We start from the raw sequence: 23,226 nt of genomic DNA on the forward strand, positions 1-23,226 counted from the left end.
CGGACGTGGTACCAGCCAGCGCCAATCCTGAAAGGGAAGAAACGAGTCGGCGCTGTCCATTCCGGTCCAGCGCTTTTTTGTATTCCCCCACCGCGTTTATATCGAGGGACTGGCCATGGCAAAAATCATCGAAACGTCTACCGGCGCATTGGCGCTGACCTTTGACGACGTGCTGCTGCAGCCCGGCCATTCCGAGGTCATGCCCGGCGAGACCGATGTCCGCACCCGCATCGCCGGTGACATCGACCTCAACGTGCCGATCCTCTCTGCGGCGATGGACACCGTCACCGAGGCGCGGCTCGCCATCGCCATGGCCCAAGCCGGCGGCATTGGCGTCATCCACCGTAATTTCTCGCCGGCCGAACAGGCCGAGCAGGTGCGGCAGGTCAAGAAATTCGAATCCGGCATGGTGGTCAATCCCGTCACCATCGGCCCCGACGCGACGCTCGCCGACGCGCTTGGCCTGATGCGCAGCTATTCGATCTCGGGCATTCCGGTGGTGGAGAACGGCGGCAGCGGCGGCCACAAGATCGGACGGCTGGTCGGTATCCTGACCAATCGCGACGTGCGCTTTGCGTCCGATCCGGCGCAGAAGGTCCATGAGCTGATGACCCGTGACAACCTGATCACAGTCAAGGAGAACGTCGACCAGGACGAGGCCAAGCGGCTTCTGCATCAGCACCGCATCGAAAAGCTGGTGGTCGTCGACAGGCAGGGCAATTGCGTCGGATTGATCACCGTCAAGGACATCGAGAAGTCGCAGCTCAACCCGCACGCCAGCAAGGACTCGCAGGGCCGCTTGCGTGCCGCCGCCGCCACCAGCGTTGGCGATGACGGTTTCGAGCGCGCCGAACGCCTCATCGATGCCGGCGTCGACCTTCTGGTGATCGACACCGCGCATGGCCACTCGCAGCGCGTGCTCGACGCTGTCACGCGGGCGAAAAAACTATCCAACTCGGTCCGCATCCTGGCCGGCAACGTCGCCACCGCCGCGGGCACGCAGGCGCTGATCGACGCCGGGGCGGACGCCGTCAAGGTCGGCATCGGTCCGGGTTCCATCTGCACCACCCGCATCGTTGCCGGCGTCGGCGTGCCGCAGCTTTCCGCCATCATGTCGGCTGTCGAGACGGCGCACAAATCCGGCGTCTCGGTGATCGCCGATGGCGGCATCAAATATTCCGGCGATCTTGCCAAGGCGCTGGCCGCCGGCGCCAGTGCCGCCATGATCGGCTCGCTGCTGGCTGGAACCGACGAAAGCCCTGGCGAGGTCTATCTGCACCAGGGCCGCTCCTTCAAGGCCTATCGGGGCATGGGCTCGGTTGGCGCCATGGCGCGCGGCTCCGCCGATCGCTACTTCCAGGCCGAGGTGCGCGACACGCTGAAACTGGTCCCTGAAGGCATCGAGGGGCAGGTTCCCTACAAAGGACCTGTGTCCGGAGTGTTGCACCAGCTTGCAGGCGGGCTGAAAGCCGCTATGGGTTATGTTGGTGGCCGTGATCTTGCCGATTTCCGCGAGCGCGCCACTTTTGTGCGCATATCCAATGCCGGACTTCGTGAAAGCCACGCCCATGACGTCACGATTACCCGCGAAAGCCCGAATTATCCCGGCGGAGCCTGACCAGTACGGGCTCGGGCGGAACCTGACGGCAACGATCCTGCGGCTATCGCGCCACGCAGGCGCGCTCTGTTTCCTGTCAGGGGTGGTTTTCATCGCCATGACGGCTCTGGAATTCTTCTATTTCCGCCAGTTGAGCGGCGGCTTGCCGTCACTCGACATGCGCATTTTAGGGTTTACGCCGGACGAAGGCATGGCCTGGCTGACGGCGCTCGGCCGGCGCGGCGGCGAGATCATTCTCGTCTGGCATTATCTGACCTTCGATCTGTTGTTCCCGGCGCTGCTGTCGGTCACGCTGGTCAGCCTCATCCTGGCCACCGGCCGGCGATTGAAGGCTTTCCGCGTGCTGCCGGCGCAGCTGCAGTCGATTTTCGCGTTGGTCCTGGTGCTTCCCTACACGCTTGCACATTACGTTCAGAACTTTGCGGTGGCGCGGCTTCTGTCCGATTTCCTGTCGGCCAACCCGGACTCGCTGTCTTTCGCCTCGGCGCTCACCGTCACCAAATTCGCGCTTTTCGCCATACCGGTGATCGTCATTGCCGCCTTCTGGCTGGCGGGCCAGAAACGCCAGGCCTGATGCCGCGCGGAAAGCACAGCCGGGTAGGGGACACTTCGTGAACCAGACCACGATCTTCTGGCCTGTTCTGGCGCATGTGCTGCTGATCTACATCGTCTACTGCGTGCTGGGCCGCCGCAGATACGGCGCAGTCAGGTCAGGCGAGGCGAAACCCGGCCAGTTCAAGGTGCGTTCGAGCGAGCCGGCCTCCAGCGTCACCGTTGCCGCCAATCTCACCAACCAGTTCGAATTGCCGGTGCTGTTCTATGTGCTGTGCCTGACGCTGCACCTGACCAACGGCGTCAACTATCTGACCTTGGCGCTGATGTGGATTTTCGTCGCGTCGCGCTATTTCCATGCCTGGGTTCACCTGACCAGCAACAATCTGCTGCTGCGCAGCCGGTCCTTCTTCGTCAGTGCGGTGATTCTCCTGCTGGGATGGATCTGGTTCGCGCTGCACCTGCTCGGCGTGGTTTGAGCAGACAGTTCTCCCTTCTCCCAGCTTGCGGGAGAAGGAAAGAATGCTCGTCTACAGATCGAACACCGCAATCTTGCGCTTGTCGAACTTGATGCCGATCTCGCCGCGCACCAGCTTGAGCGCGGCCTCGCCGAACACCGCGCGCCGCCAACCCTGCAGGGCCGGTACGTCGGCCTCCTCGCCCTCGGCGGCGATACGGTCGATGTCGTCGCTGGAGGCCAGCACCTTCGAGGCGACGCCTTCCTTTTCGGCGACGATCCGCAGCAGCACCTTCAACAGTTCCGCCGCGGCGCTCGAGCCCTCGGGCGGCTGGAAACTCTTTGGCAATTTCGGCATCTGCTCCTTGGGCAAGGCAAGTGCGGTGTTGACCGCGCCGAGCAGCGCCGTCGCCGTCGACGAGCGCTCCCAGCCCTTCGGTGTCGTGCGCAGCTTGCCAAGGGCTGCCGTGTCGCGCGGCGCCTGCTGCGCCACCTCGTAGATCGCGTCGTCCTTGAGCACGCGGCCGCGCGGGACATCGCGTTCGCGCGCCTCGCGCTCACGCCACGCCGCAACGCCCTGCACGATCGCCAATTCCTGCGGTTTGCGCAGCCGCATCTTCAGCCGCTTCCAGGCGTCCTCGGGATGCGGATCATAGGTTTCGCGTGAGGTCAGCACCTCCATCTCCTCGTTGAGCCAATGGGCGCGGTTTTCCCGCTCCAATTCGGCGCTGAGGTGCTGATAGACCTCGATGAGATGCGTGACGTCGGCCAGCGCGTAGTCGAGTTGCTTGTCGGAAAGCGGCCGGTGGCGCCAGTCGGTGAAGCGCGACGACTTGTCGAGCCGCGCGCCGGTAATGCGCTGCACGAGCTGATCGTAGGAAACACTGTCACCGAAGCCGCAGACCATCGCCGCCACTTGCGTGTCGAACACCGGATGCGGAACCAGATCGCCGAGGTGGACGATGATTTCGATGTCCTGCCGCGCGGCGTGGAAGACTTTGACCACCGCTTCATTGGCCATCAGCCTGAAGAACGGCTTCAAGTCGATATCGGGCGACAGAGGATCGATGAGCGCCGTCACGCCGGGTGCGGCCATCTGGATCAGGCACAGGATCGGCCAAAAGGTCGTTTCCCGAATGAATTCGGTGTCGACGGTGACGAAATCCGACTTTTCGAAAGCGGCGAGAACGGTCTCGAGTTCTTTCTGGGTGGTGATGACGTTCATCAAATCGCTTTTGACAGGAGTAAGGTCTTCCTAGATTTCAGCCGCCGGGGCTTTCGTCAAGCTTTGGCACCGCCATCATCAGGTTCCCGGACCATCGGAATCGTCGTTTCTCCTGGCCAGCCGCGCGAAAACCGTCGAAGTGCGCAGGAGCGCGGTGAAGCGGCCGCGCCTGCCTGCAGGCACGCCAGACCGGGCCTGCATGCGGTAAAGGATGACGGCGATGAAGATCGCATAGACCACCGCGCTGAATACAAACAGGGCGCCCGGTCCGAAATACTGCATTGCCGTCGAGGCGGCAAACGGGCCGCCAATCGCGCCGAAGGAATAGAACAGCATCAGCGCCGCGTTGATCAGCACGAACTCGCCCGTGTCGGCGCGGTCGTTGGAATGCGCCGCCGACAGCGAATAGAGCGGCATGGCGAAACAGCCGAAGATGAAGATGAAGATGAAGTTGAGCGCCGGATTGCTGCCGGCGATGAACACCAGCGCCAGCGCCGAGAACATCGCGCAGCACGTCGTCATCAGCAGCACCCGGCGCCGGTCCCAGCGGTCGGAGAGGTAACCCAGCGGATACTGGATGATGGCGCCGCCGAAAATGCCGACGCTGACGAAGGTGACGACATCGGCGACCGACATGCCGATCTGCTCGGCATAGACCGGCGACAGGGTGCGAAAGGCGCTGTTGGTGACGCCGACGGCGATGCAGCCGAAGCAGCCCAGCGGCGAAATCCGCCAGACGCGCGCCAGGTCGAGCTTGACCTCTTCGGGTGGCGCCGGGTTGGAGCGGTCGCCGAGCGACACCGGCACCAGTGACAAGGTGATCATCATCGACATGATGGCGAAGATGGCGAAACCGCCGGCGCCGAAGACCGGGATCAGGAACTGGGCTGATGTCACCGAACCGATGTCGACCATCCGGTAGATCGCCAGCACGCGTGCCCGGTCGTGATTGCCGACGCCGGAATTCAGCCAGCTTTCGACGATGGTGAACAGCCCGGCGAAGCAGAAGCCGCCGGCAAGGCGCACCGCGCACCACATCACCGGATCGATGACCAGCACCAGAAGCAAGGTGCCGACCGAGGCGATTGCCGCCAGCGCCGAAAACGCCCTGATATGGCCGACCGCCTTCATGATGCGGGTGATGGCCAGGCAGCCGAGCAGGAAGCCGGCGAAGTAGAAGGTGCCCATCAGGCCGATGTCGGAAGCCGAAAACCCTTCCTGCGCGCCGCGCAGCGCGATCAGCGTGCTCTGCAGCCCATTGCCGCCGAGCAAAATGCCGGCGGCGAGAAGGAGCGGGATCATCGGGCGGATGGAGGACATGAAGAGGCGATCACGTGTCGGTGATCCCTTCTTGAACCATCACCCTGGCCAACGCCAGCAGCAATTCCCTGCGCCAACAGGGATGATCGCTGTATTCGCCTGGATTCGTTTCCGCGTTTTGCTTGGTCAGCGCTCAAGGCTGCCGGCGACGTGACTGCCGATCGTCGGGCCACAGGCTGAGCCGCTCGGCTGCTCCCGTTGCGATGCCTATTCCTGCGAGGACTGCCACCAGCCCGACAATCAGGTTTGCGCTTACCTGTTCGCCCAGGAAGACAACACCAAAGATCGATGCCGTCACCGGATTAACCGCAACGGAGACGGCAACCAGTGTCGGCGACGCGCGCTCGAGCGCGAATGCCCAGAGGAAGAAAATGAAGGCGCCGCAAATTATGGCCAGATATGCGCTCGCGATCCACTGAGGTGCGCTGAGAGTGGCAAGTCGCGCGAAGCCTCCGTTCGAAACCACCAGGACCGATAGGCAGACCGCGCCCACGCCCATGCCAAACGCCACGAACGGGATCGGCGCGGTGCGGGATAGAAATGGTCTCGACCAGACGTTGTAGAGCGCCATGCAGAAAGCGGCCGCGACCATGAGAAGATCTCCGCGCCAGGCATCTGGGGGAGCAGTCGTCAGGCTCGTGCCGAGCGCTACGGCCACCCCTGCCATTGCGATCAGGACACCGACGATCTTGCGGATGGTCGGCGGCTCGATCCTCAGAACTGCCGCGGCAAGCATTGTGAGCAGAGGCAGTGTCGAAAGCGCAAGCGCACCTCGCGCGGCCGTTGTGTAGACAAGGGCTCCATTGAAGAGCACCGGAAACAGCCCGAAGAACAGAAGACCCAATGCACCAGTGCCGAGCCAGTCGCTCTTCGGCGGCCACCTGTCTCGTCGCCAGAGAGCTACGGCGGCCAAAACCAGAAAGCCGCCGCCGAACCGGACCGCACCGATAACGAGAGGATCGAGCGTGCCCGCGAGATATCGCGTTGCGCCAACGGCGGTGCCCCCAAAAGCGCTGGAGAGAATCGCGGCGAGCACTCCTGTGATTTCCATGGTTCCTGACCTTGCCAACTCTGAACCACGGATATCGGGCAGGCGGGCCATAAGGAATCGAATAAGCTCAATGAGTTTGATAACATTCCACTATGAGCATCCCGAATCTCGATCCGGACCTTCTGCGGGCCTTCGTCGTCGTTGCCGAGCGCCTCTCGTTTACGCGAGCCGCCGAGCAGCTCAATAGAACGCAGGCGGCCGTCAGCTTGCAGGTGAAACGTCTTGAGGAGCGCATCGAGACCATCTTGTCCCGGCGCTCGACAGCCCGCGTTGAACTCACCGCCGCCGGGGAGGGCTTTCTGATCGATGCCCGCCGCATACTTGCTCTCAATGAGCAGGCGATTGCGCGTGTTTCCGGTCAGCAGGTGGCCGGACAGGTTCGCATCGGGGTCATGGAAGATTATGGCACCAAGATCCTGCCGCGCCTCCTTTCTGGCATCGCCGAGCGATTTCCGTTGGTGCAGGTCGAAATGGAGATCGGTCTCACCGCCCGGCTCCTGAAACGGCTTGGGTCGTCGTTCGACGCCGTCATCGCCATGCACCCGGAAGGCACAACCGAGGGGGATCTGATATGCCGCGAAAGGGCGATTTGGGCAGCGGCGGCGACCCAAGCCGTCGAGGAACTCGATCCGCTGCCCGTCGCTCTGTCGAGCCCCGATTGCCTGTTTCGCTCCTGGGCCATTGAGGCGCTCGACAAGGCAGGGCGGCCATGGCGTTTGGCCTATGTCAGTCCAAGCCTTTCAGCCACGGAGGCAATCGTCGAGCAGGGCCTTGCGATCACCGTGGTCAAAGGCAGCATGCTGGCGCCCGGCCTGCGCGGCATCCATCCCGGCCGATATCTGCCGCCGCTGCCCGGAGCGGAGATCCGCCTTCATCGGGCCGAAACGTCTTCCGCCAGCGCCGTGCTGGTAATCGATCACCTTGCTCATCGCCTCCTTCTATCGGCGCTGGGCTCATAGGGCTATCCGAACTCGGAAGCAGTCGGTCAATCCCGGCTGGAATTTTGCATTTTCCGCGATGCGGCATGGATGACGAACGCTTCAATATCTTCCTTTGAGTAGCCGAGAAGCGTGCCTTCAAGTCTCGCCAGATCGTTCGATGTGAACGCGTCGAAGGCTTCTCCGCTGCGGCACATCCGGGACATCAGTAGGCTGAGCTTGCAGCGCCATTCCTCCGTCGGCAGGCAGTAGCAGCGTTCTTCCACGGACGTTTTGGGGTCAACCCTGGGAAAACTTAAGGATGCGGCCTTCCTCGACAAACGGCCCGAAATCCGCGTCACCGATATCTTCGGCGCTCATGTTCGGCTCGGCCGCGAATGCAGCCATTGGCTTGTCGCCTCGAAGCATCAATTCCAACTCGCGGCCATTGTGTGGTCCGATCCCCTTTGGGCGAGCACGTTCAGGCACAAATCATCTCCAAATCGTGTGATGGCCGTATGGTCGCAAGTAACACTGCCAGCGGCAATGCCCGACGGTCGGCCCTGGCGCGAACTCTGAAGGTCGGACCAAGAGGCAATCGAGTGTCCGCTTGCCTTGACAAATCCGGCCTCCCATGCGCTTTTCGCGCAAATTTCAGGCCGGGCGGTGATGCTTCGGCCCCAGCACCCCGGACTTTACCAATGACAATGCACCGTTACCGCAGCCATACCTGTGCCCAGTTGAGGAAGAGCGACGTCGGCTCGACCGTTCGCCTGTCGGGCTGGGTGCATCGCGTGCGCGATCATGGCGGCCTGCTCTTCATCGACCTGCGCGACAATTATGGCCTGACCCAGATCGTCGCCGATCCGGATTCGCCTGCCTTCAAGGTCGCCGAAACCGTGCGCGGCGAGTGGGTCATTCGGGTCGACGGCGAGGTCAAGGCGCGCTTGCCCGAGACCACCAACGCCAATTTGCCGACCGGCGAGATCGAGATATTCGCCCGCGAGATCGAGGTGCTGTCGGCGGCCAAGGAATTGCCCCTGCCGGTGTTCGGCGAGCCCGACTATCCCGAGGATATCAGGCTGAAATACCGTTTTCTCGACCTGCGCCGCGAGACGCTGCACAAGAACATCATTGCGCGGACAAAAATCATCGCCGAAATGCGCAAGCGCATGGGCGATGTCGGCTTCACCGAATTCTCGACGCCGATCCTGACTGCCTCGTCGCCGGAAGGCGCGCGCGACTTCCTGGTGCCGTCGCGCATCCATCCCGGCACCTTCTACGCGCTGCCGCAGGCGCCGCAGCAATATAAGCAGCTGATCATGGTGTCGGGTTTCGACCGCTATTTCCAGATCGCGCCCTGCTTCCGCGACGAGGACCCGCGCGCCGATCGTCTGCCCGGCGAATTCTACCAACTCGACCTCGAAATGAGCTTCGTCGAGCAGGACGACGTGCTGTCGACCATGGAACCTGTCATGCGCGGGGTCTTCGAGACCTTCGCCAACGGCAAGCCGGTGACGCAGAAATTCCAGCGCATTCCCTATGATGTCGCCATGCGCAAATACGGTTCCGACAAGCCGGACCTGCGCAACCCGATCGAGATGCAGGCCGTTTCCGACCATTTTCGCGATTCCGGCTTCAAGGTGTTCGCCAACATCCTGGCCAACGACCCGAAGGCCGAAGTGTGGGGCATTCCCGCCAAGACCGGCGGCAGCCGCGCCTTCTGCGACCGCATGAATTCCTGGGCGCAGGGCGAGGGCCAGCCGGGGCTGGGCTATATCTTCTGGCGCAAGGAGGGCGACAAGCTCGAAGGCGCCGGCCCGCTCGCCAAGAACATCGGCGAGGAGCGCACCGAGGCGATCCGCCTTCAGCTCGGCCTTGCCGATGGCGACGCCGCCTTCTTCGTTGCAGGCGACCCGAAGAAGTTCGTCTCCTTTGCGGGGGCTGCGCGCACCCGTGCCGGCGAGGAGCTGAACCTGGTCGATCGCGAGCGTTTCGAACTGTGCTGGATCGTCGACTTCCCGTTCTTCGAGTGGAACGAGGAAGAAAAGAAGATCGACTTCGCCCACAACCCGTTCTCAATGCCGCAAGGCGGCATCGATGCGCTGAATGGCGAGGACCTGCTCGGCATCAAGGCGTTCCAGTACGACATGGTCTGCAACGGGTTCGAGATCGCCAGCGGCGGTATCCGCAACCATCTGCCCGAAACCATGGTCAAGGCGTTCGAGACGGTCGGGCTGGATCGCGCCACGGTCGAGGAGCGCTTCGGCGGCCTCTATCGTGCCTTCCAGTATGGCGCGCCGCCGCATGGCGGCATGGCCGCCGGTGTCGACCGCGTCGTCATGCTGCTGCTCGGCGCCAAGAACCTGCGTGAGATCACCATGTTCCCGATGAACCAGCAGGCCTACGATCTGTTGATGAACGCACCGTCGGAAGCGAGCCCGCAGCAGCTTCGCGAGCTGGCGCTGCGCGTTGCCGTGCCCAAGAAGGACGCCTGATCGCGCTTCGGGCGATGCCTTAAAGAACCGCCCGAACCGATTCTTTCGATTCGCTAATCCCGACAAAAAAAGCCCGGCATGCCGGGCTTTTCGCATACTGAGATCGCTTCGATCAGTCTTCGTTGGCCTTGACGGTGACGCCGAGCGTCTTCGGCAGGTCGAGCGGGTTGGACATGGCGCCCGCCATGATCAGTGCGAACGGCACGGATGCCGGCGGCTCGGCCGAGATTTCGAGGCTCTTCGGATCGTCGAGGAATTTGCTGACCGCGGCCGTAACCTGCGCCGTCAGTTCTGGGTTGTTGAGCTGCGCCATGCCGAACGGCACTATCGCCTTGGCCTGGTTGGCGATGTCCTTGCCGGACATGCCTTGCTGCTTGCCGACATAGTCCAGCACCTTGTTGGTCAGCGAATCGTCGTCGAAGCGGATCGAGGCGCTGTTGAACGAAAGCTGCTGCAACAGGCCGAGCATGGCCATGCCTTGCGCCGAATTGTCGGCCCCTTCAGGCTGTGCCGCCATCTTCTTCTGCATTTCCTGCAGCGACTTGATAAATTCCAGCGTGTAGCCGCCGAGATTGAAGGTCATGCCGAGCGTGCCGGCATTCTCGACCGAGATGTCGTATTTCGACAGTTCCATCTTGCCGTCCGTGGGCTGCCAGGTGCCGGCCATTTCGAGATTGCCCGCGATGTTCTGGTAGCCGAGCGCGTTGATGACTTCCTTGGACTTGGGATCGTCCACCAGCGTCAGGTCGGCGTTGAATTTCTCCGTGGTGGCGGTGAATTCCATTGCCTTGCCGTCCGCCGGCGGCGTGATTTCGATGGCAAGCCCGTCCATCGAGAAGGCGGTCTTGTCGGCGACCTTGACGGTCATGTTCGAGAGTTCGGCGGACTTGTACATCATCAGCGAGCCGAGCGGGCCGGTGGCGCCGTCGGCCGGAACTGTCATGTCATGGATGACGAAGGGGCTGAGGTCGAGGGTGACGCCGTCCTTGCTGTGTGTGAAGGCAGCCGTCGATACGGTGGCGATGTCATAGCCGCCATTTGCCTCGGTCACACCTTCGAGTTTGACGTCCCCGATGGGAACTGCTTCCTTCTCCGCCGCCGGTTTGATGGCAACGCCCTGCAGCACCATGCTGGTGTTGTCGCCGGTCACGCCGGTCCAGGTGATGTCGACACCTTGTGCGACAAGCGCGGCCTTCAGCCGGTCGGCCACTGCCGTATCCTGTGCGAGGGCCGCATTCAGCGGCAGCGTGAGCAAGAAGGTCGAAAGGGCTAATTTCCTAAGAGTTGAGCGTTTGATTGTCATCGCAAGGTCCCTGAGAGTGTCCTGAAATTGTTTTTTCAATTATTTGCGCCATCACCATTCCGTGACGAACTGGACCGGAAAAAGGCGTGTCCCGGCACAATGGTCAAAAATCGCGGTGAAAGGCAAACCTGATCCCGCCGTCTTTGCGCAAACCGGTGAATTTGTCATGAAGAGCCGATAGCCGGATATCGTCACGCTTGGCCATAGAACCCGCATGTAACAGCCTGATGTTGGCCGACATCCCCCGCGGTGCGGTTTCATGTTGCAGAAGGGCCGGTATCTCTGTCGGGCTCTTGCCGCGAATCACCCGCTCGGCTAGTCCGAGCCCATGGGAAAAAGGCTTTTGCCGCCTGAAAATGGCGGTGGCGATCATATCGAGCCGGTCGATCTGAAGAAGGCGCTGGAAGAGCGCTATCTCGCCTATGCGCTGTCGACCATCATGCACCGGGCGCTGCCCGACGTGCGCGACGGACTGAAGCCGGTCCATCGCCGCATCATGCACGCCATGCGCCTGCTGCGGCTCAACCCCGACCAGGGCTTTGCCAAATGCGCCCGCATCGTGGGCGAGGTGATGGGCAAGTTCCACCCGCATGGCGACCAGTCGATCTATGACGCGCTGGTGCGGTTGGCGCAGGATTTTTCGATGCGCTATCCCCTGGTCGACGGGCAGGGCAATTTCGGCAACATCGACGGTGATAACGCCGCCGCCATGCGCTACACCGAAGCGCGCATGACCGATGTGGCGACCGAACTGTTGTCCGGCATCACCGAGGATGCCGTCGATTATCGGCCGACCTACAATGAAGAAGACGAGGAGCCGGTGGTTTTGCCCGGCGCCTTTCCGAATCTGCTGGCCAACGGCTCGTCCGGCATCGCGGTGGGCATGGCGACATCGATCCCGCCCCACAACGCCGCGGAGCTTTGCGATGCCGCACTTCACCTGATCGAAAACCGGGACGCGCCGGTGGCGAAGCTGATGGACTTTGTCCAGGGGCCGGATTTCCCGACCGGCGGCATCATCGTCGACAGCCGCGCCTCGATCCTCGAAGCCTACGAAACCGGCCGCGGTGGCTTTCGCGTGCGCTCGAAGTGGTTCCAGGAGGACCAGGGCAGGGGTACCTGGAGCATCGTCGTCACCGAAATTCCCTATGGCGTGCAGAAGGCGCGGCTGATCGAGAAGATCGCCGAGCTGCTGATGGCGCGCAAGCTGCCGCTGCTCGAGGACATCAGGGACGAAAGCGCCGAGGACATCCGCGTCGTGCTGGTGCCGAAGAGCCGTTCGGTCGACCCCGGCATCCTGATGGAATCGCTGTTCAAGCTCACCGAACTCGAAAGCCGCTTCCCGCTCAACATGAATGTGCTGTCGCGCGGTAAGGTGCCCAATGTGCTGTCGCTGAAGGGCGTGCTGCAGGAATGGCTCGAGCATCGCCGCGACGTTTTGGTCCGCCGCTCGAAACACCGCCTCGGTGAGATCGAACGGCGCCTGGAAATCCTTGCCGGTTACCTGATCGCCTACCTCAACATCGACGAGGTGATCAGGATCATCCGCGAGGAGGATGAGCCAAAGCAGGTCATGATGGCCCGTTGGTCGCTCACCGACACCCAGGCCGAAGCCATCCTCAACATGCGGCTGCGCGCTTTGCGCAAGCTGGAAGAATTCGAGATCCGCAAGGAATTCGACGGACTGAGCGCCGAGAAGAAGCAGATCGAGGCACTGCTTGCTTCGAACGAGAAGCAGTGGGCGACGATCAAATGGGAAGTCACCAACATCCGCGACAAGTTCGGTCCGGAGACCGAACTCGGCAAGCGCCGCACCCAGTTCGCCGACGCGCCCGAGCATGATCTGACCGACATCGCACATGCCATGATCGAGCGCGAGCCGGTCACCGTCGTCGTCTCGGAAAAGGGCTGGCTGCGGGCGATGAAGGGGCATCTGGCCGATCTCTCGACGCTGACCTTCAAGGAGGGCGACAGCCTCAAGCTCGCCTTCCATGCCCAGACCACCGACAAGGTGCTGGTCTTCACCACCGGCGGCAAATTCTACACCATCGGCGCCGACCGGCTGCCTGGCGGGCGCGGCCATGGCGAGCCGATCCGCATCATCGTCGACATGGACAATGACCAGGACATCGTCACCGCCTTCGTTCACGACCCAAAGCGCAAGCTGCTGCTGGCCTCGCACGACGCCAACGGTTTCATCGTGCCGGAGGAGGAAGTCGTCGCCAACACCCGCAAGGGCAAGCAGGTGATGAACGTCAAGGCGCCAGACGAAGCCAAGCGCTGCATTCCGGTTACGGGTGATCACCTCGCCATCGTCGGCGAGAATCGCAAGATGCTGGTGTTCGCGCTCTCCGAGATTCCGGAAATGGGCCGCGGCAAGGGCGTGCGGCTGCAGAAATACAAGGACGGCGGCCTTCTCGACCTCAAGCCGTTCACGCTGGAGACCGGCCTATCCTGGCAGGATTCGGCCGACCGCACTTTCATCCGATCGCGTGAGGAACTGACTGAGTGGATCGGCGCTCGCGCCTCAGCCGGACGCATGGTGCCGAAGGGATTCCCGAGGACGGGGAAATTTGGGTAGCGGCAGTTTTCAGGTTTGAAAATCTCAGGCGCTAGCAATCCTTCACACCCCCCTCTGTCCTGCCGGACATCTCCCCCGCAAGGGGGGAGATCGGAAGCTTCGCCCTTTCTGCCCGCTTTCCAATGTTGGCGATTTGCGAAAGCCGACATGACAGCCAATCTCCCTCCTTGCGGGGGAGATGTCCGGCAGGACAGAGGGGGGTGCTGGCCCGCGGCGACGCCAATGGCGCGCGCAACTCCATCACCATTTGGACTATCGTCACGATTGCTGCACTATATCAGTGCATAAGCGGGAAGGGTGTTTGAGAGAGGCAGGCGTTTGAAGGGATCCAGAATCCAGAAACCGGAACGGCAGCAGCGCCTGTTCGGCCTGTCGACGCCGCTCAGGTCCGCCGTCATCCCGCCGCTGTCGGCGGCGCGCTGGCTGCTGGTGCTGATCGTCGCCGCCGGCGTTTATTTCTTCCACGGCTTCCTGTTTCCGGTGCTGGCGGCGCTCGTCATCGCTTTCGCCAGCTGGCCGCTTTACCGCCGCCTGCTTGTCGCGGTCAGTGGCAACCGCACCATCGCCGCGACCTTAGCCATCCTCTTCATCCTCGCCTTCCTGGTGATCCCGATCGCGCTCGCCGGCACCTATGCGATCAACGAGGTCCGCGAATGGGTCGCCTGGGCGATCGAGACCAACCGTCATGGCGCGGTGACACCGCACTGGATCGCCACGCTGCCTGTCGTGGGCGAGTGGCTGAACCAGCAGTGGACGACCAATTTCGGCCATCCGGGCGGCATTGGTGAACTGATCCAGCTGGTCAGCGGCGCCAATATCGGCAGCATCTATCGCGGTGTGCTGGCGGCCGGCGGCAGCGCTTTCGGCCTGCTGTTGACGCTTTTGTTCATGATGATCGCGCTGTTCTTCGCCTATCGCGACGGCGAGCATTTTGCCGGCCAGGTCGACCGTCTCGGCGAGCGCATCCTGCCGACCAGATGGGAGCGGATCTCGCGCGTCGTGCCGGCAACGATCTCGTCGACGGTGACCGGCATGACGGTCATCGCCATCGGCGAAGGCCTGGTGCTGGGCATTGCCTACTGGCTGGCCGGCGTGCCGTCACCGGTAACACTCGGCGCCCTGACCGGCGTCATGGCGCTGATCCCCGGCGGTGCACCGCTGTCCTTCACGCTGGTCTCGATCTACCTCGCCGCCAGCGGGTCGCCGATGGCCGGGCTGGCGCTGTTCATCTGGGGCGCGGTCGAGCTGTTCATCGTCGACAAGACATTGCGCCCGAAGCTCGTCGGCGGGCCGATAAAACTGCCCTTCCTGCCGACTTTTTTCGGCCTGATCGGCGGCGTCAAGACCATGGGGTTTCTCGGCCTGTTCATCGGCCCGGTGCTGATGGCGCTGCTGGTCGCGATCTGGCGCGAATGGCTGCGCGAGGTCGAACTGGCCGACGACATCATCCCCGGCTCGCCAGCCGAAATCGAAGCCGGTCCGCAAATCGAGGCCCTGCCGGAACCTGACGTGGCGAAGAAGGCCAGCGCCTGATTTCAACACACCTCAGACCGGATGTTGCACCGCAAGGTCGCCACGCCGCTTGCGTCCCTCGTGAAGTTGCCACAGCGAATGGGCGACCAGCGTGACGATCAGGATCCCGCCGCCGATCAGGCTGTTGCGCGTCGGTGTTTCGGCAAAGATCATCCACACCCAGACTGGCGCCAGCACGGTTTCAAGCAGGTAGAACATCGCCACTTCAGGGCCCGAAATGTATTTCGGCCCGGTGGCAAGGCAGAAGAACGCTATCGGCATGATGACGGCGCCGTTGAGGATGATCCACCATGGCGCCTCCACCTGAAAGCCGGTCTTGGAGACCATGAACGCCGCCAGCCCTAAAGGCAGGACGACGCCGATCAGTGAGGTAAAGCCCATGTCCTTGCCGCTGGCGCGCGAGATGGTGATGGCGCAGGCGATCAGGAAGGCCGAACACAATGCCATCAGGTCGCCGAACAGATGTCCGGTGCCGACGGAATCGCCGACGATGATGACGACGCCGACAATCATCATGGCCAATGCCGCAAGGGTCAGCGGCCGCGGCCGCTCCTTCAGGAACACCCATGAAAGCAGCGCGGCGAACATGGTTGTGAAGGCCAGGATGAACACCAGGTTGGCGGTCGAGGTGTTGTAGACGCCTGTGATGAACGCAATCGCGCCGAGCCCGTAGATCGCGGCAACGATCAGGCCCGACCAGCCAGGTATCAGCTGCGGCGCATTCTTGCTGAACGAGCGCCAGATGGTCCACATGATCAGTGCCGCGGCCAAGGTGCAGCCGGTGCGCAGCAGCAAGATTGTCCACGCCTCGCCGTGGGCGAGCCGGATCAGCGGGATATCCACGGTCAGCGTCAGCCCGCCAAATGCGGTGAGCAGAAGTCCTTTGGTGTGAGTATCGTGAGATGACATGCAGCGACTTTCACAATGAATTCGGGAGAGGATGGCGGACCGGCGCAATCTCACGCTCTCCGCCAACCAGCGGAAAGACCAGCATCGTCTCGATTGAAAATGTTTAAGCCCGGACTTGGGAAAGACTAATCAGCGCGCGACCGCTTCGTTGGTGTAGCGCTCCCAGCCCTTCGGGCCGAGATGCTCCTGCGGCATGAAGCGCATCTTATAATTCATCTTGCGCGAGCCGTTGACCCAGTAGCCGAGATAGACATGGGGCAGGCCCATCGCCCTGGCGCGGGCGATGTGGTCGAGGATCATGAACGTGCCGAGCGACCGTTCCTCGAAATCGGGATTGAAGTAGGAATAGACCATCGACAGGCCGTCGGCCATCTTGTCGGTGAGCGCCACCGCGATCAGCTCGCCCTGTCCCTTGCCGGTGATGAACGTATCGGGTCCACGCCGCCGATACTCGATCACCTTGGTGTCGACATGGGTATCCTCGACCATCATCGCATAGTCGAGCACCGTCATGTCGGACATGCCGCCACGGCGGTGGCGGGCGTCGAGATAGCTGCGGAACAGGGAATATTGTTCGGTCGAAGGCTCGGCATTGTGCATGTGGCCGACGAGGTCGGAATTGTGCTGCAGCACGCGCTTCATGTTGCGGCTGGCGACGAATTCCTGGGCGAGGATGCGTACCGAAACACAGGCGCGGCAGGTCTCGCAGGCCGGCCTGTAAGCGATATTCTGCGAGCGCCGGAAGCCGCCTTGCGTCAAGAGGTCGTTCATCTCCGCCGCCTTGTCGCCAACCAGGTGCGTGAACACCTTGCGCTCGAACTGGCCGTCGAGATAGGGGCACGGCGATGGCGCGGTCAGGAAGAACTGCGGCGACTGGGTCGGATGCTGCGTCATCGAGCCTTGGAAACACTCCTTCGAATCGCTCTACCTTTGGCGCGGACGGCGAAAAATTCAACAGGATTGTGTGGGCGTGGTCGACTCGACGCCTTCACATTTGTGCTCAATCAGTTGCGACTGCTCTTCAGAGGGCCGTTTCAGCGGTCGGTGCGGCTGACGACCGTGCCAAGCAAAAGATCGTGCAAGGTGCGCTTGCGGTCGGAAAACAGCGTCACCAGCAGGACGAGCGGCGACAGGATGACATTGCCGGCCCAGAACAGCACCGAATGGACGACCGCGGTGAGGCCGTCGATCGGCCTGCCGTCGAGCCGGTCAAGGCGGATGCCCATCATCTTCATGCCCGTGGTGGCCTGGTCGGTGCTGCCCAGCGTGTTCCAGATGTAGAGGATGGCGACGGCCGGTACCAGGATGCCGAACAGCATCCAGCCAAGCCCGAGGGTCAAAAGCCCGAGGAAGAACACCAGAATGGCAAACGGAATGGTAAGCAGCGCGACGATGACATAGTCGATTACGAAAGCCAGAATGCGCTTCGTGCGCACACCGTCATAGGCCCTGACATCGTCGAGCCTGCTGGTGATGATTTCGCCGTCGAGAACGCGCGCGTTCATGTCATTTCCTCGTAACAAGGTCCGACATAGGGTGCGGACCGCTCAGCCATGAAATGGTGAAGGCCCGTGGCGGAATCAAGATCGGGCTTCTTGCGGTGCACTGGCTTCGATCGCGTCGGGTGCAATCTGAACCGGTTGAATTTGCGGCGCGGATAGCATTAGCTTGCTGCGGCGCAGCAAAAGCGCACATGGCAGGGGACGGGGCAATATGGACTACGACATGCTGGTCATCGGCAGCGGCCCTTCCGGTCGCCGGGCCGCGGTGCAGTCGGCCAAGCTCGGCAAGTCGGTGCTGGTGGTCGACCGCGGCCGGCGTCTGGGCGGTGTCTCGGTGCATACCGGCACCATCCCATCGAAAACGCTGCGCGAAACGGTGCTCAATCTTTCCGGCTGGCGTGAGCGCGGCTTCTACGGGCGCGGCTACCGGGTCAAGCAGGATATCTCGGTCGGCGATCTGGTCGAGCGCCTGCACAAGACGCTCGACCATGAGGTCGAGGTGCTGCAGCACCAGTTCATGCGCAACACGGTCAAGAGCGCCCGGGCTGCGGTGAAATTCCTTGGCCCCAACAAGGTCAGCCTGACCACCGACACCGGCGATTACAGCGAGGTCGGTTTTGCCAATGCGCTGATCGCGGTCGGCACCAGGCCGCACCGGCCGCGCGATGTGCCTTTCGACAAGACCCGCGTCTTCGACAGCGACGAGATGCTGGAGCTTGATCGCTTGCCGCGCACGCTGACCGTGATCGGCGCCGGCGTCATCGGTGTCGAATATGCGACGATCTTTTCCGCGCTCGACGTGCCGGTAACCTTGGTCGAGCCGCGCAACTCCATCCTCGATTTCGTCGACCGCGAGATCGTCGACGATTTCATCCACCAGATGCGCGATCGCGGCATGACCATCCGGCTGGGCAGCGCGGTGAAGGAAATCCGCTCCAAGCCGGACGCCGCCGAAGTCGAACTGGCCGATGGCCGCACTATCCGTTCCGAGGTCGTGCTCTACGCCGCCGGTCGCACCGGCAATGTCGGCAGCCTGGGCCTCGATGTGGTCGGTATCGACGCCGATTCCAGGGGCCGTATCAAGGTCGATCCGCATACGTTCCAGACCAGAGTGCCGAACATCTACGCCGCCGGCGACGTCATCGGCTTTCCGAGCCTGGCCTCGACGTCGATGGAGCAGGGCAGGGTGGCCGCCTGCCATGCCTTCGGCGTGCCTTTGCCGCCGCCACCGGAAACATTCCCCTATGGCATCTATGCGGTGCCGGAAATCTCGACGGTTGGCCAGTCCGAGGAACAGGTGCGTGAAAGCGGTGCGGCCTATGAGGTCGGCGTAGCGCGCTTTCGCGAAACCTCGCGCGGCCACATCATGGGCGTCAACACCGGTTTCCTGAAGCTGCTCTTTTCGATCGAAACGCGCCGTCTGCTCGGCGCGCACATCATCGGCGAGGGCGCCACCGAGCTCATCCACATCGGCCAGGCGGTGATCAATCTCGGCGGCACCGTCGACTTCTTCGTCAACAACACCTTCAACTATCCGACGCTCGCCGAAGCCTACAAGATCGCCGGACTGGATGCCTGGAACAGGATGGGACGAGGGTAGGCAGACTGGTCATGCTGGTGAGTCCGTCAGCCTGCCTGCGCCGCCGATCCCGGCAGCCATTGCCTGACGATTGCCGCGTCAGCGCTGCCGAATTCATGACCTGATGGGACAATCCGGGCGTCGATCTCGGCGCCATGCTGGCTGAGCAATGTCACCAGAGCAGGGGCGAAGGGCGAATAGGTGAGATCCGCGGCGCCGGCGATCATCAGCACCCGCACCTTTGACAGATCCGTCGCCGGCACGTCATCGAGCACCGGCATCGGCCGCAGCAGCGCGGCGCGCTCGACAAGGCCCGGATGCAGCAGCATCAGGCTCGAAACCAGATTGGCACCGTTCGAATAGCCGAGGAAAATTGTGCGCGAGAGGTCGAGATGGTGATGTGTGGCCGCGTCGGCGACGAAGCCCGCAAAGGCATCGGTCTCGGTGCGGATGCTGTGCTGTTCGAAGCGCGTCGGCGTGATGCGCCCGAACCAGCGGAAACCATCCTCCTGGACAATGCGGCCACGCACCGTGATCAGCTTGGCCCGCGGTGCGATCTCCCGCGCCAGCGGCACCAATGTCGTCTCGTCGACACCCGATCCATGCAGCAGGAAGAGACATTCGCCGGTTGAATCCGCCGGGCTGTAAAGCCGGTAGCTGAAGGCGAGATCACGCCGCAGCGCACCATCTTGTGAGGTCTCTTCGATCATCGCGCATCCTCTTGATTATATGAGGTTTCGCTCAATTTGCCGGCTTCAAAACGCAATATTTTCAAGCTCCGCGAAAGTTGATTGAACCGGGCGCATTACAGTCCGTTTCTCCGCCGATAACATTCCTTCGGGAGGAATCGAAGCGGTGCGCCGGGGGTCGCATTGCGCGGTATGAACAACCAGCTTTGAGGCCTTTTTGTCGATGACCACCCAGATTTCCCCGGACCGCGATGCGCGTGTCCCGGATCGCACTGAGCGCGACACGCGCATAGACGTGCTCCGTGCTCTCGCTTTGCTGACCATCTATGTCGACCATGTGCCAGGTACCGCCTTCGAGTATCTGACCTACAAGAATTTCGGCTTTTCCGATGCGGCGGAAGTCTTCGTACTGATCTCCGGCATCTCGGTCGCACTTGCCTATGGCAGGAAATTCCAACCTGGAAACCGGCTGCTGGCAACGTTGAAGATGTGGCGCCGCGCCGGTGTCCTCTATGCCGCCCACATCGTCACCACCATGGTGGTGATGGCCATCTTCTGCGCGGCGGCAGTGTTCGTCAGGCGGCCGGAGCTTCTGACGATGATCAACATCGAGCCGTTGATCAAGAATACGCCGCAGGTGCTGATCGGCATCGTGACGCTCGGCCACCAACTCGGCTACAACAACATCCTGCCGGTCTATGCGGTGCTGCTCTTGCTGACGCCGATCTTCCTGCTCTTCGTCAGCTATCGGCCGGTCTTGGCACTGGTCGCATCCGGCGCGCTGTGGCTGGTCGCGGGGATTTACCAGATTGCTCCGCCCAATTATCCCGAGCCAGGCTTCTGGTTTCTCAACCCGCTGTCATGGCAGTTCCTTTTCAACATCGGCCTTGCTGGCACGCTGCATGTGCGTCGCGGTGGCACCATTCCGGTCAATCGCTGGCTGGTTGGCGCGGCCCTGGCTTATACCGTTGTGGCGCTGGTCTGGGTGCACAGCCCGCTCTGGGGGCAGGTCTCCTGGTTTGGCCTGCCTGCGGTGCTGACCGGCTTCGATAAGACGTTCCTGTCGCTGCCGAGGCTTATTCATATATTGGCGGTGAGTTACCTGATCGTGGCATTCCCGGCCATCTCGAACCTGTTTCGCACCGGGCGCGATCATCCGCTTGCCATATTGGGCAAACGATCGCTGCCGGTTTTCATTGCCAGCACGGTGCTCGCGATGGCGGCGCAGGTGCTGAAGCTGATCAATCCGGGCGGATTTGCCTATGACAGCCTGTTGATATCGGCCGGCATCGTCATGCAGTTCGCGCTTGCCTACTATCTCGAATGGCTTTCGGGCCTTGGCTGGTCCGCCAAAAGCAGGCCGGCTCACGCCGCACCGCCCGTCCATGCTGCATCCTTCGCGATGCCGACCATGGCGACAAGAATGGGCCGTTGAGCTTAGGCGGGCGAGGGGCCGGATGAAGCTCGCACCACGAGTTGGACCGGCAGCGATTGCCGGCTGAACGAGCCATCATTTTCAAGGATCGCCTTGACGGCAAGACGGCCCATCTCGGCGATCGGCTGGACGATCGTGGTCAGCGGCGGACTGGAAACCGCTCCTTCCGGAACACCGTCGAAGCCGACGATCGAAACGTCGCCGGGTACCGTGATGCCACGCTGCCGCAGCCAGTCCAATGCATGCAAGGCCATCCTGTCTGACATAGCCAGGATGGCGGTCGGGGTCTCGGCGCCGGCGAAAATATGATCGAGGCCGGCCCACACGCTTTCCTCGTCATTGACGGTTTCGTAGATCGGCACACGCTCGACGTCGATGTCGACGCGTGAGAGTTCCGCGAAATAGCCACGCAGACGGTCGCGCGTCCCGGAATAGAGGGCCTTCTCCATCTGCTCCCTTGTGGTGGGGCCGAAGCCGGAGTCCGCGACGGGCAGGGCAAGCACGGCAAAGCGGCGATGTCCGAGTTCGGTCAGGTGGCGGGCCGCCAGGCCAGCCCCGGCGATGTTGTCGACGCCGATCGCTGCAACGGCGTCGTCGTCGTCCGAATCGAGATCGAGCGCGACAAAGGGGAGTTTGCGTTCACGCGCCAGTTCGACCAGCCTTGAACCGCCATCGACGCAAAAGACGATGAAACCGTCGACCAGCGCACTCTGTATGTTCCAGGCAAGCTGTTCGTTGTTGGCTGCGGAGACCAGCGAAATCCCCGCACCGGTCGCGTCGCAAGCCTGCGAGATGCTGGCCATCATCACCCGGGCAAAGGGGTCGTCGAAGAAATAGGACAGCGGCTCGGCGGTCGCGACACCGATGGCATTGACCTTGCCGGCGCGCAGCAGCCGGCCCTTGGGATCCGGTCCGCCATATCCCATGGCCTCGGCTGCCGCCTTGACCCGCTCGCGGACCTCCTCGCGCACGATCTCCGGACGGGCGAACACGTTGGACGCGGTGCCGTGCGACACGCCGGCCGCCTTGGCGATGTCCGCCAGCCGGACCGGTCTTGTCTTTGCAGAGATAAATGGCGCCATCTTCGTCTCCTGAATTCCTCCCATCTAACACTTTCGTTGGATCGGTTCAAATTTTGACTTGATCGCAGCCTCGCCAAGGCGTATATTTGAATCGATCCAAGTGAGCGATGGTTCTCTGAGTTGGATCGATTCAACATATTCAGGGGAGTTGTGCCATGCATCCCGTCAATTTTCTGTTCGAAGACATTTACCGCAACGACTGGAGCATCTCGTCGAACACCACGACGCAGAAGCGCCGCGGCAATGCCAGCCCATGGGTTCGCGAGTTGCGGTTCCTTGTGGGGCGCAAGCGGAGCTGAGCGGGGTCGGTTTTCGCGCCTGTCGATTGGATCGATTCAAGAATCTAAAGGACGCACATCATGCATCCCGTCAGCTATCTGTTCGAAGACATCTACCGCAACTATTGGGGCATCGCGCCGGCTTCCAAAAGGCCGCAAGAGCGCTGGTCGGCCAAGCTGCGGCGACGCAATCGCGAATTGCTCATCAAGCCCGAGCGTCGGCAAGACTAGCAGCCACGCTTTGACGTTTGATGCCGGCGGGCGCGCCGAGGCGTCAGGGACGCACGCGCACCAGCGCCGAGGCAGCGATCGCCAGCCAGCCGGCAATGAGTAGCGTGCCGCCGATCGGCGCCGACAGCGGGAACAGCCGCGACCCGATGAAATCGCGCGCCAGCAGGTCGCCGCAGAACAGCAGAAGCCCAACCAGCAGGATCAGGCTGCCGATGCGCAGCATCCGGTTCGCGCCAAGCAATCCGGCGGCGAGGAAGACCGGCGCATGCATCAGCAGGAAGGATGCGGCGGTGCCGACGAAGGCGCCGCCCAGATGCGCTGCCGCGGCCGACAGCGCCACGCCGGCGGCGGCGCACCGGCCGCCGGCCNAGATGCGCTGCCGCGGCCGACAGCGCCACGCCGGCGGCGCCGCACAGGCCGCCGGCCAGGGCGAGGATACGGCCGCTGCTATCGGAAGGTCGTTCGG

Annotated in this window: 23 protein-coding genes; 11 read left to right on the forward strand and 12 right to left on the reverse strand. The window is 62.4% G+C overall.

Going from position 1 to position 23,226, the window contains the following annotated elements; all coding sequences use genetic code 11:
* Positions 1-115: 115 nt before the first annotated feature.
* The 3 genes from guaB to X735_RS156895 are packed head-to-tail and all read left to right on the forward strand — an operon-like array spanning position 116 to position 2,649.
* Complete coding sequence (gene guaB / locus X735_RS156905) at positions 116-1,618, forward strand: IMP dehydrogenase (RefSeq protein ID WP_023810190.1); 1,503 nt, start codon at positions 116-118, stop codon at positions 1,616-1,618.
* Complete coding sequence (locus X735_RS156900; protein ID WP_081734813.1) at positions 1,569-2,192, forward strand: hypothetical protein; 624 nt, start codon at positions 1,569-1,571, stop codon at positions 2,190-2,192. Before guaB ends, X735_RS156900 begins: the two co-directional genes overlap by 50 nt.
* Positions 2,193-2,229: 37 nt before the next feature.
* On the forward strand, positions 2,230-2,649 hold the full coding sequence (locus X735_RS156895; protein ID WP_023810192.1) for an MAPEG family protein: 420 nt from the start codon (positions 2,230-2,232) through the stop codon (positions 2,647-2,649).
* A 51-nt stretch (positions 2,650-2,700) separates the two neighbouring features.
* Here the strand turns inward: X735_RS156895 and rnd are convergent, their stop codons facing one another.
* The 3 genes from rnd to X735_RS156880 form a co-directional block, all read right to left on the reverse strand.
* A complete protein-coding gene (gene rnd / locus X735_RS156890) occupies positions 2,701-3,852 on the reverse strand; it encodes a ribonuclease D (protein WP_023810193.1) in 1,152 nt (383 codons plus the stop codon).
* A 78-nt stretch (positions 3,853-3,930) separates the two neighbouring features.
* Positions 3,931-5,172 carry an MFS transporter gene (locus tag X735_RS156885; protein ID WP_023810194.1) on the reverse strand — a complete coding sequence of 414 codons (1,242 nt, stop codon included), beginning with the start codon at positions 5,170-5,172 and terminating at the stop codon, positions 3,931-3,933.
* 133 nt (positions 5,173-5,305) lie between these two features.
* Positions 5,306-6,223, reverse strand: coding sequence for a DMT family transporter (locus X735_RS156880; protein ID WP_023810195.1), 918 nt, complete (start codon positions 6,221-6,223; stop codon positions 5,306-5,308).
* 92 nt (positions 6,224-6,315) lie between these two features.
* Between X735_RS156880 and X735_RS156875 the strand changes: the two genes are divergently transcribed.
* The gene (locus X735_RS156875) at positions 6,316-7,182 is read left to right on the forward strand and encodes a LysR substrate-binding domain-containing protein (RefSeq protein ID WP_023810196.1); all 867 of its coding nucleotides are present in this window, start codon (positions 6,316-6,318) and stop codon (positions 7,180-7,182) included.
* 26 nt (positions 7,183-7,208) lie between these two features.
* On the opposite strand, the gene X735_RS1000000169730 is transcribed toward X735_RS156875, so the two are convergent.
* Entirely contained in the window at positions 7,209-7,427 is a 219-nt protein-coding gene (locus X735_RS1000000169730; protein ID WP_031212909.1) for a hypothetical protein, read from the reverse strand.
* A gap of 420 nt (positions 7,428-7,847) precedes the next feature.
* Between X735_RS1000000169730 and aspS the strand changes: the two genes are divergently transcribed.
* Complete coding sequence (aspS, locus tag X735_RS156870) at positions 7,848-9,638, forward strand: aspartate--tRNA ligase (RefSeq protein ID WP_023810199.1); 1,791 nt, start codon at positions 7,848-7,850, stop codon at positions 9,636-9,638.
* Between the two features lie 112 nt (positions 9,639-9,750).
* Here the strand turns inward: aspS and X735_RS156865 are convergent, their stop codons facing one another.
* Together X735_RS156865 and X735_RS1000000169265 are read right to left on the reverse strand one after the other, a co-directional pair.
* Complete coding sequence (locus tag X735_RS156865) at positions 9,751-10,941, reverse strand: hypothetical protein (protein ID WP_023810200.1); 1,191 nt, start codon at positions 10,939-10,941, stop codon at positions 9,751-9,753.
* A gap of 103 nt (positions 10,942-11,044) precedes the next feature.
* Entirely contained in the window at positions 11,045-11,314 is a 270-nt protein-coding gene (locus tag X735_RS1000000169265; protein ID WP_164893083.1) for a hypothetical protein, read from the reverse strand.
* Here X735_RS1000000169265 and parC point away from each other — a divergent pair.
* Both parC and X735_RS156855 read left to right on the forward strand, forming a co-directional pair.
* Entirely contained in the window at positions 11,270-13,522 is a 2,253-nt protein-coding gene (gene parC / locus X735_RS156860; protein WP_023810202.1) for a DNA topoisomerase IV subunit A, read from the forward strand. The two genes, X735_RS1000000169265 and parC, sit on opposite strands and share 45 nt — an antisense overlap.
* 318 nt (positions 13,523-13,840) lie before the next feature.
* Positions 13,841-15,055: an AI-2E family transporter gene (locus tag X735_RS156855; protein ID WP_023810203.1), complete on the forward strand. Its 1,215-nt coding sequence runs from the start codon at positions 13,841-13,843 to the stop codon at positions 15,053-15,055.
* Positions 15,056-15,067: 12 nt separating this feature from the next.
* On the opposite strand, the gene X735_RS156850 is transcribed toward X735_RS156855, so the two are convergent.
* From X735_RS156850 to X735_RS156840, 3 genes are all read right to left on the reverse strand, one after another.
* Entirely contained in the window at positions 15,068-15,964 is an 897-nt protein-coding gene (locus X735_RS156850) for a DMT family transporter (RefSeq protein ID WP_023810204.1), read from the reverse strand.
* 129 nt (positions 15,965-16,093) lie between these two features.
* Positions 16,094-16,858 (reverse strand): arginyltransferase, encoded by a 765-nt coding sequence (locus X735_RS156845; protein ID WP_023810205.1) that lies wholly within the window; start codon positions 16,856-16,858, stop codon positions 16,094-16,096.
* 140 nt (positions 16,859-16,998) lie between these two features.
* Entirely contained in the window at positions 16,999-17,469 is a 471-nt protein-coding gene (locus X735_RS156840) for an RDD family protein (protein ID WP_023810206.1), read from the reverse strand.
* A gap of 208 nt (positions 17,470-17,677) precedes the next feature.
* Between X735_RS156840 and sthA the strand changes: the two genes are divergently transcribed.
* Positions 17,678-19,066, forward strand: a complete 1,389-nt coding sequence (gene sthA, locus X735_RS156835) for a Si-specific NAD(P)(+) transhydrogenase (protein WP_023810207.1) — start codon at positions 17,678-17,680, stop codon at positions 19,064-19,066.
* Between the two features lie 26 nt (positions 19,067-19,092).
* Here the strand turns inward: sthA and X735_RS156830 are convergent, their stop codons facing one another.
* Complete coding sequence (locus tag X735_RS156830) at positions 19,093-19,755, reverse strand: alpha/beta hydrolase (RefSeq protein WP_023810208.1); 663 nt, start codon at positions 19,753-19,755, stop codon at positions 19,093-19,095.
* A 202-nt stretch (positions 19,756-19,957) separates the two neighbouring features.
* On the opposite strand from X735_RS156830, the gene X735_RS156825 reads away from it, so the two are divergent.
* Positions 19,958-21,169: an OpgC family protein gene (locus X735_RS156825; protein WP_023810209.1), complete on the forward strand. Its 1,212-nt coding sequence runs from the start codon at positions 19,958-19,960 to the stop codon at positions 21,167-21,169.
* Positions 21,170-21,171: 2 nt separating this feature from the next.
* On the opposite strand, the gene X735_RS156820 is transcribed toward X735_RS156825, so the two are convergent.
* Positions 21,172-22,251 (reverse strand): substrate-binding domain-containing protein, encoded by a 1,080-nt coding sequence (locus X735_RS156820; protein ID WP_023810210.1) that lies wholly within the window; start codon positions 22,249-22,251, stop codon positions 21,172-21,174.
* A 155-nt stretch (positions 22,252-22,406) separates the two neighbouring features.
* Between X735_RS156820 and X735_RS1000000167270 the strand changes: the two genes are divergently transcribed.
* Positions 22,407-22,550 (forward strand): hypothetical protein, encoded by a 144-nt coding sequence (locus X735_RS1000000167270; protein ID WP_023810211.1) that lies wholly within the window; start codon positions 22,407-22,409, stop codon positions 22,548-22,550.
* Between the two features lie 60 nt (positions 22,551-22,610).
* Entirely contained in the window at positions 22,611-22,760 is a 150-nt protein-coding gene (locus X735_RS1000000167275) for a hypothetical protein (RefSeq protein WP_023810212.1), read from the forward strand.
* 43 nt (positions 22,761-22,803) lie between these two features.
* Here the strand turns inward: X735_RS1000000167275 and X735_RS156815 are convergent, their stop codons facing one another.
* Positions 22,804-23,100 (reverse strand): DUF423 domain-containing protein, encoded by a 297-nt coding sequence (locus X735_RS156815; protein ID WP_245273169.1) that lies wholly within the window; start codon positions 23,098-23,100, stop codon positions 22,804-22,806.
* Positions 23,101-23,226 lie beyond the last annotated feature (126 nt).

Source organism: Mesorhizobium sp. L2C084A000 (genome assembly GCF_000502875.1).
In the GTDB taxonomy this organism is placed as follows: domain Bacteria; phylum Pseudomonadota; class Alphaproteobacteria; order Rhizobiales; family Rhizobiaceae; genus Mesorhizobium.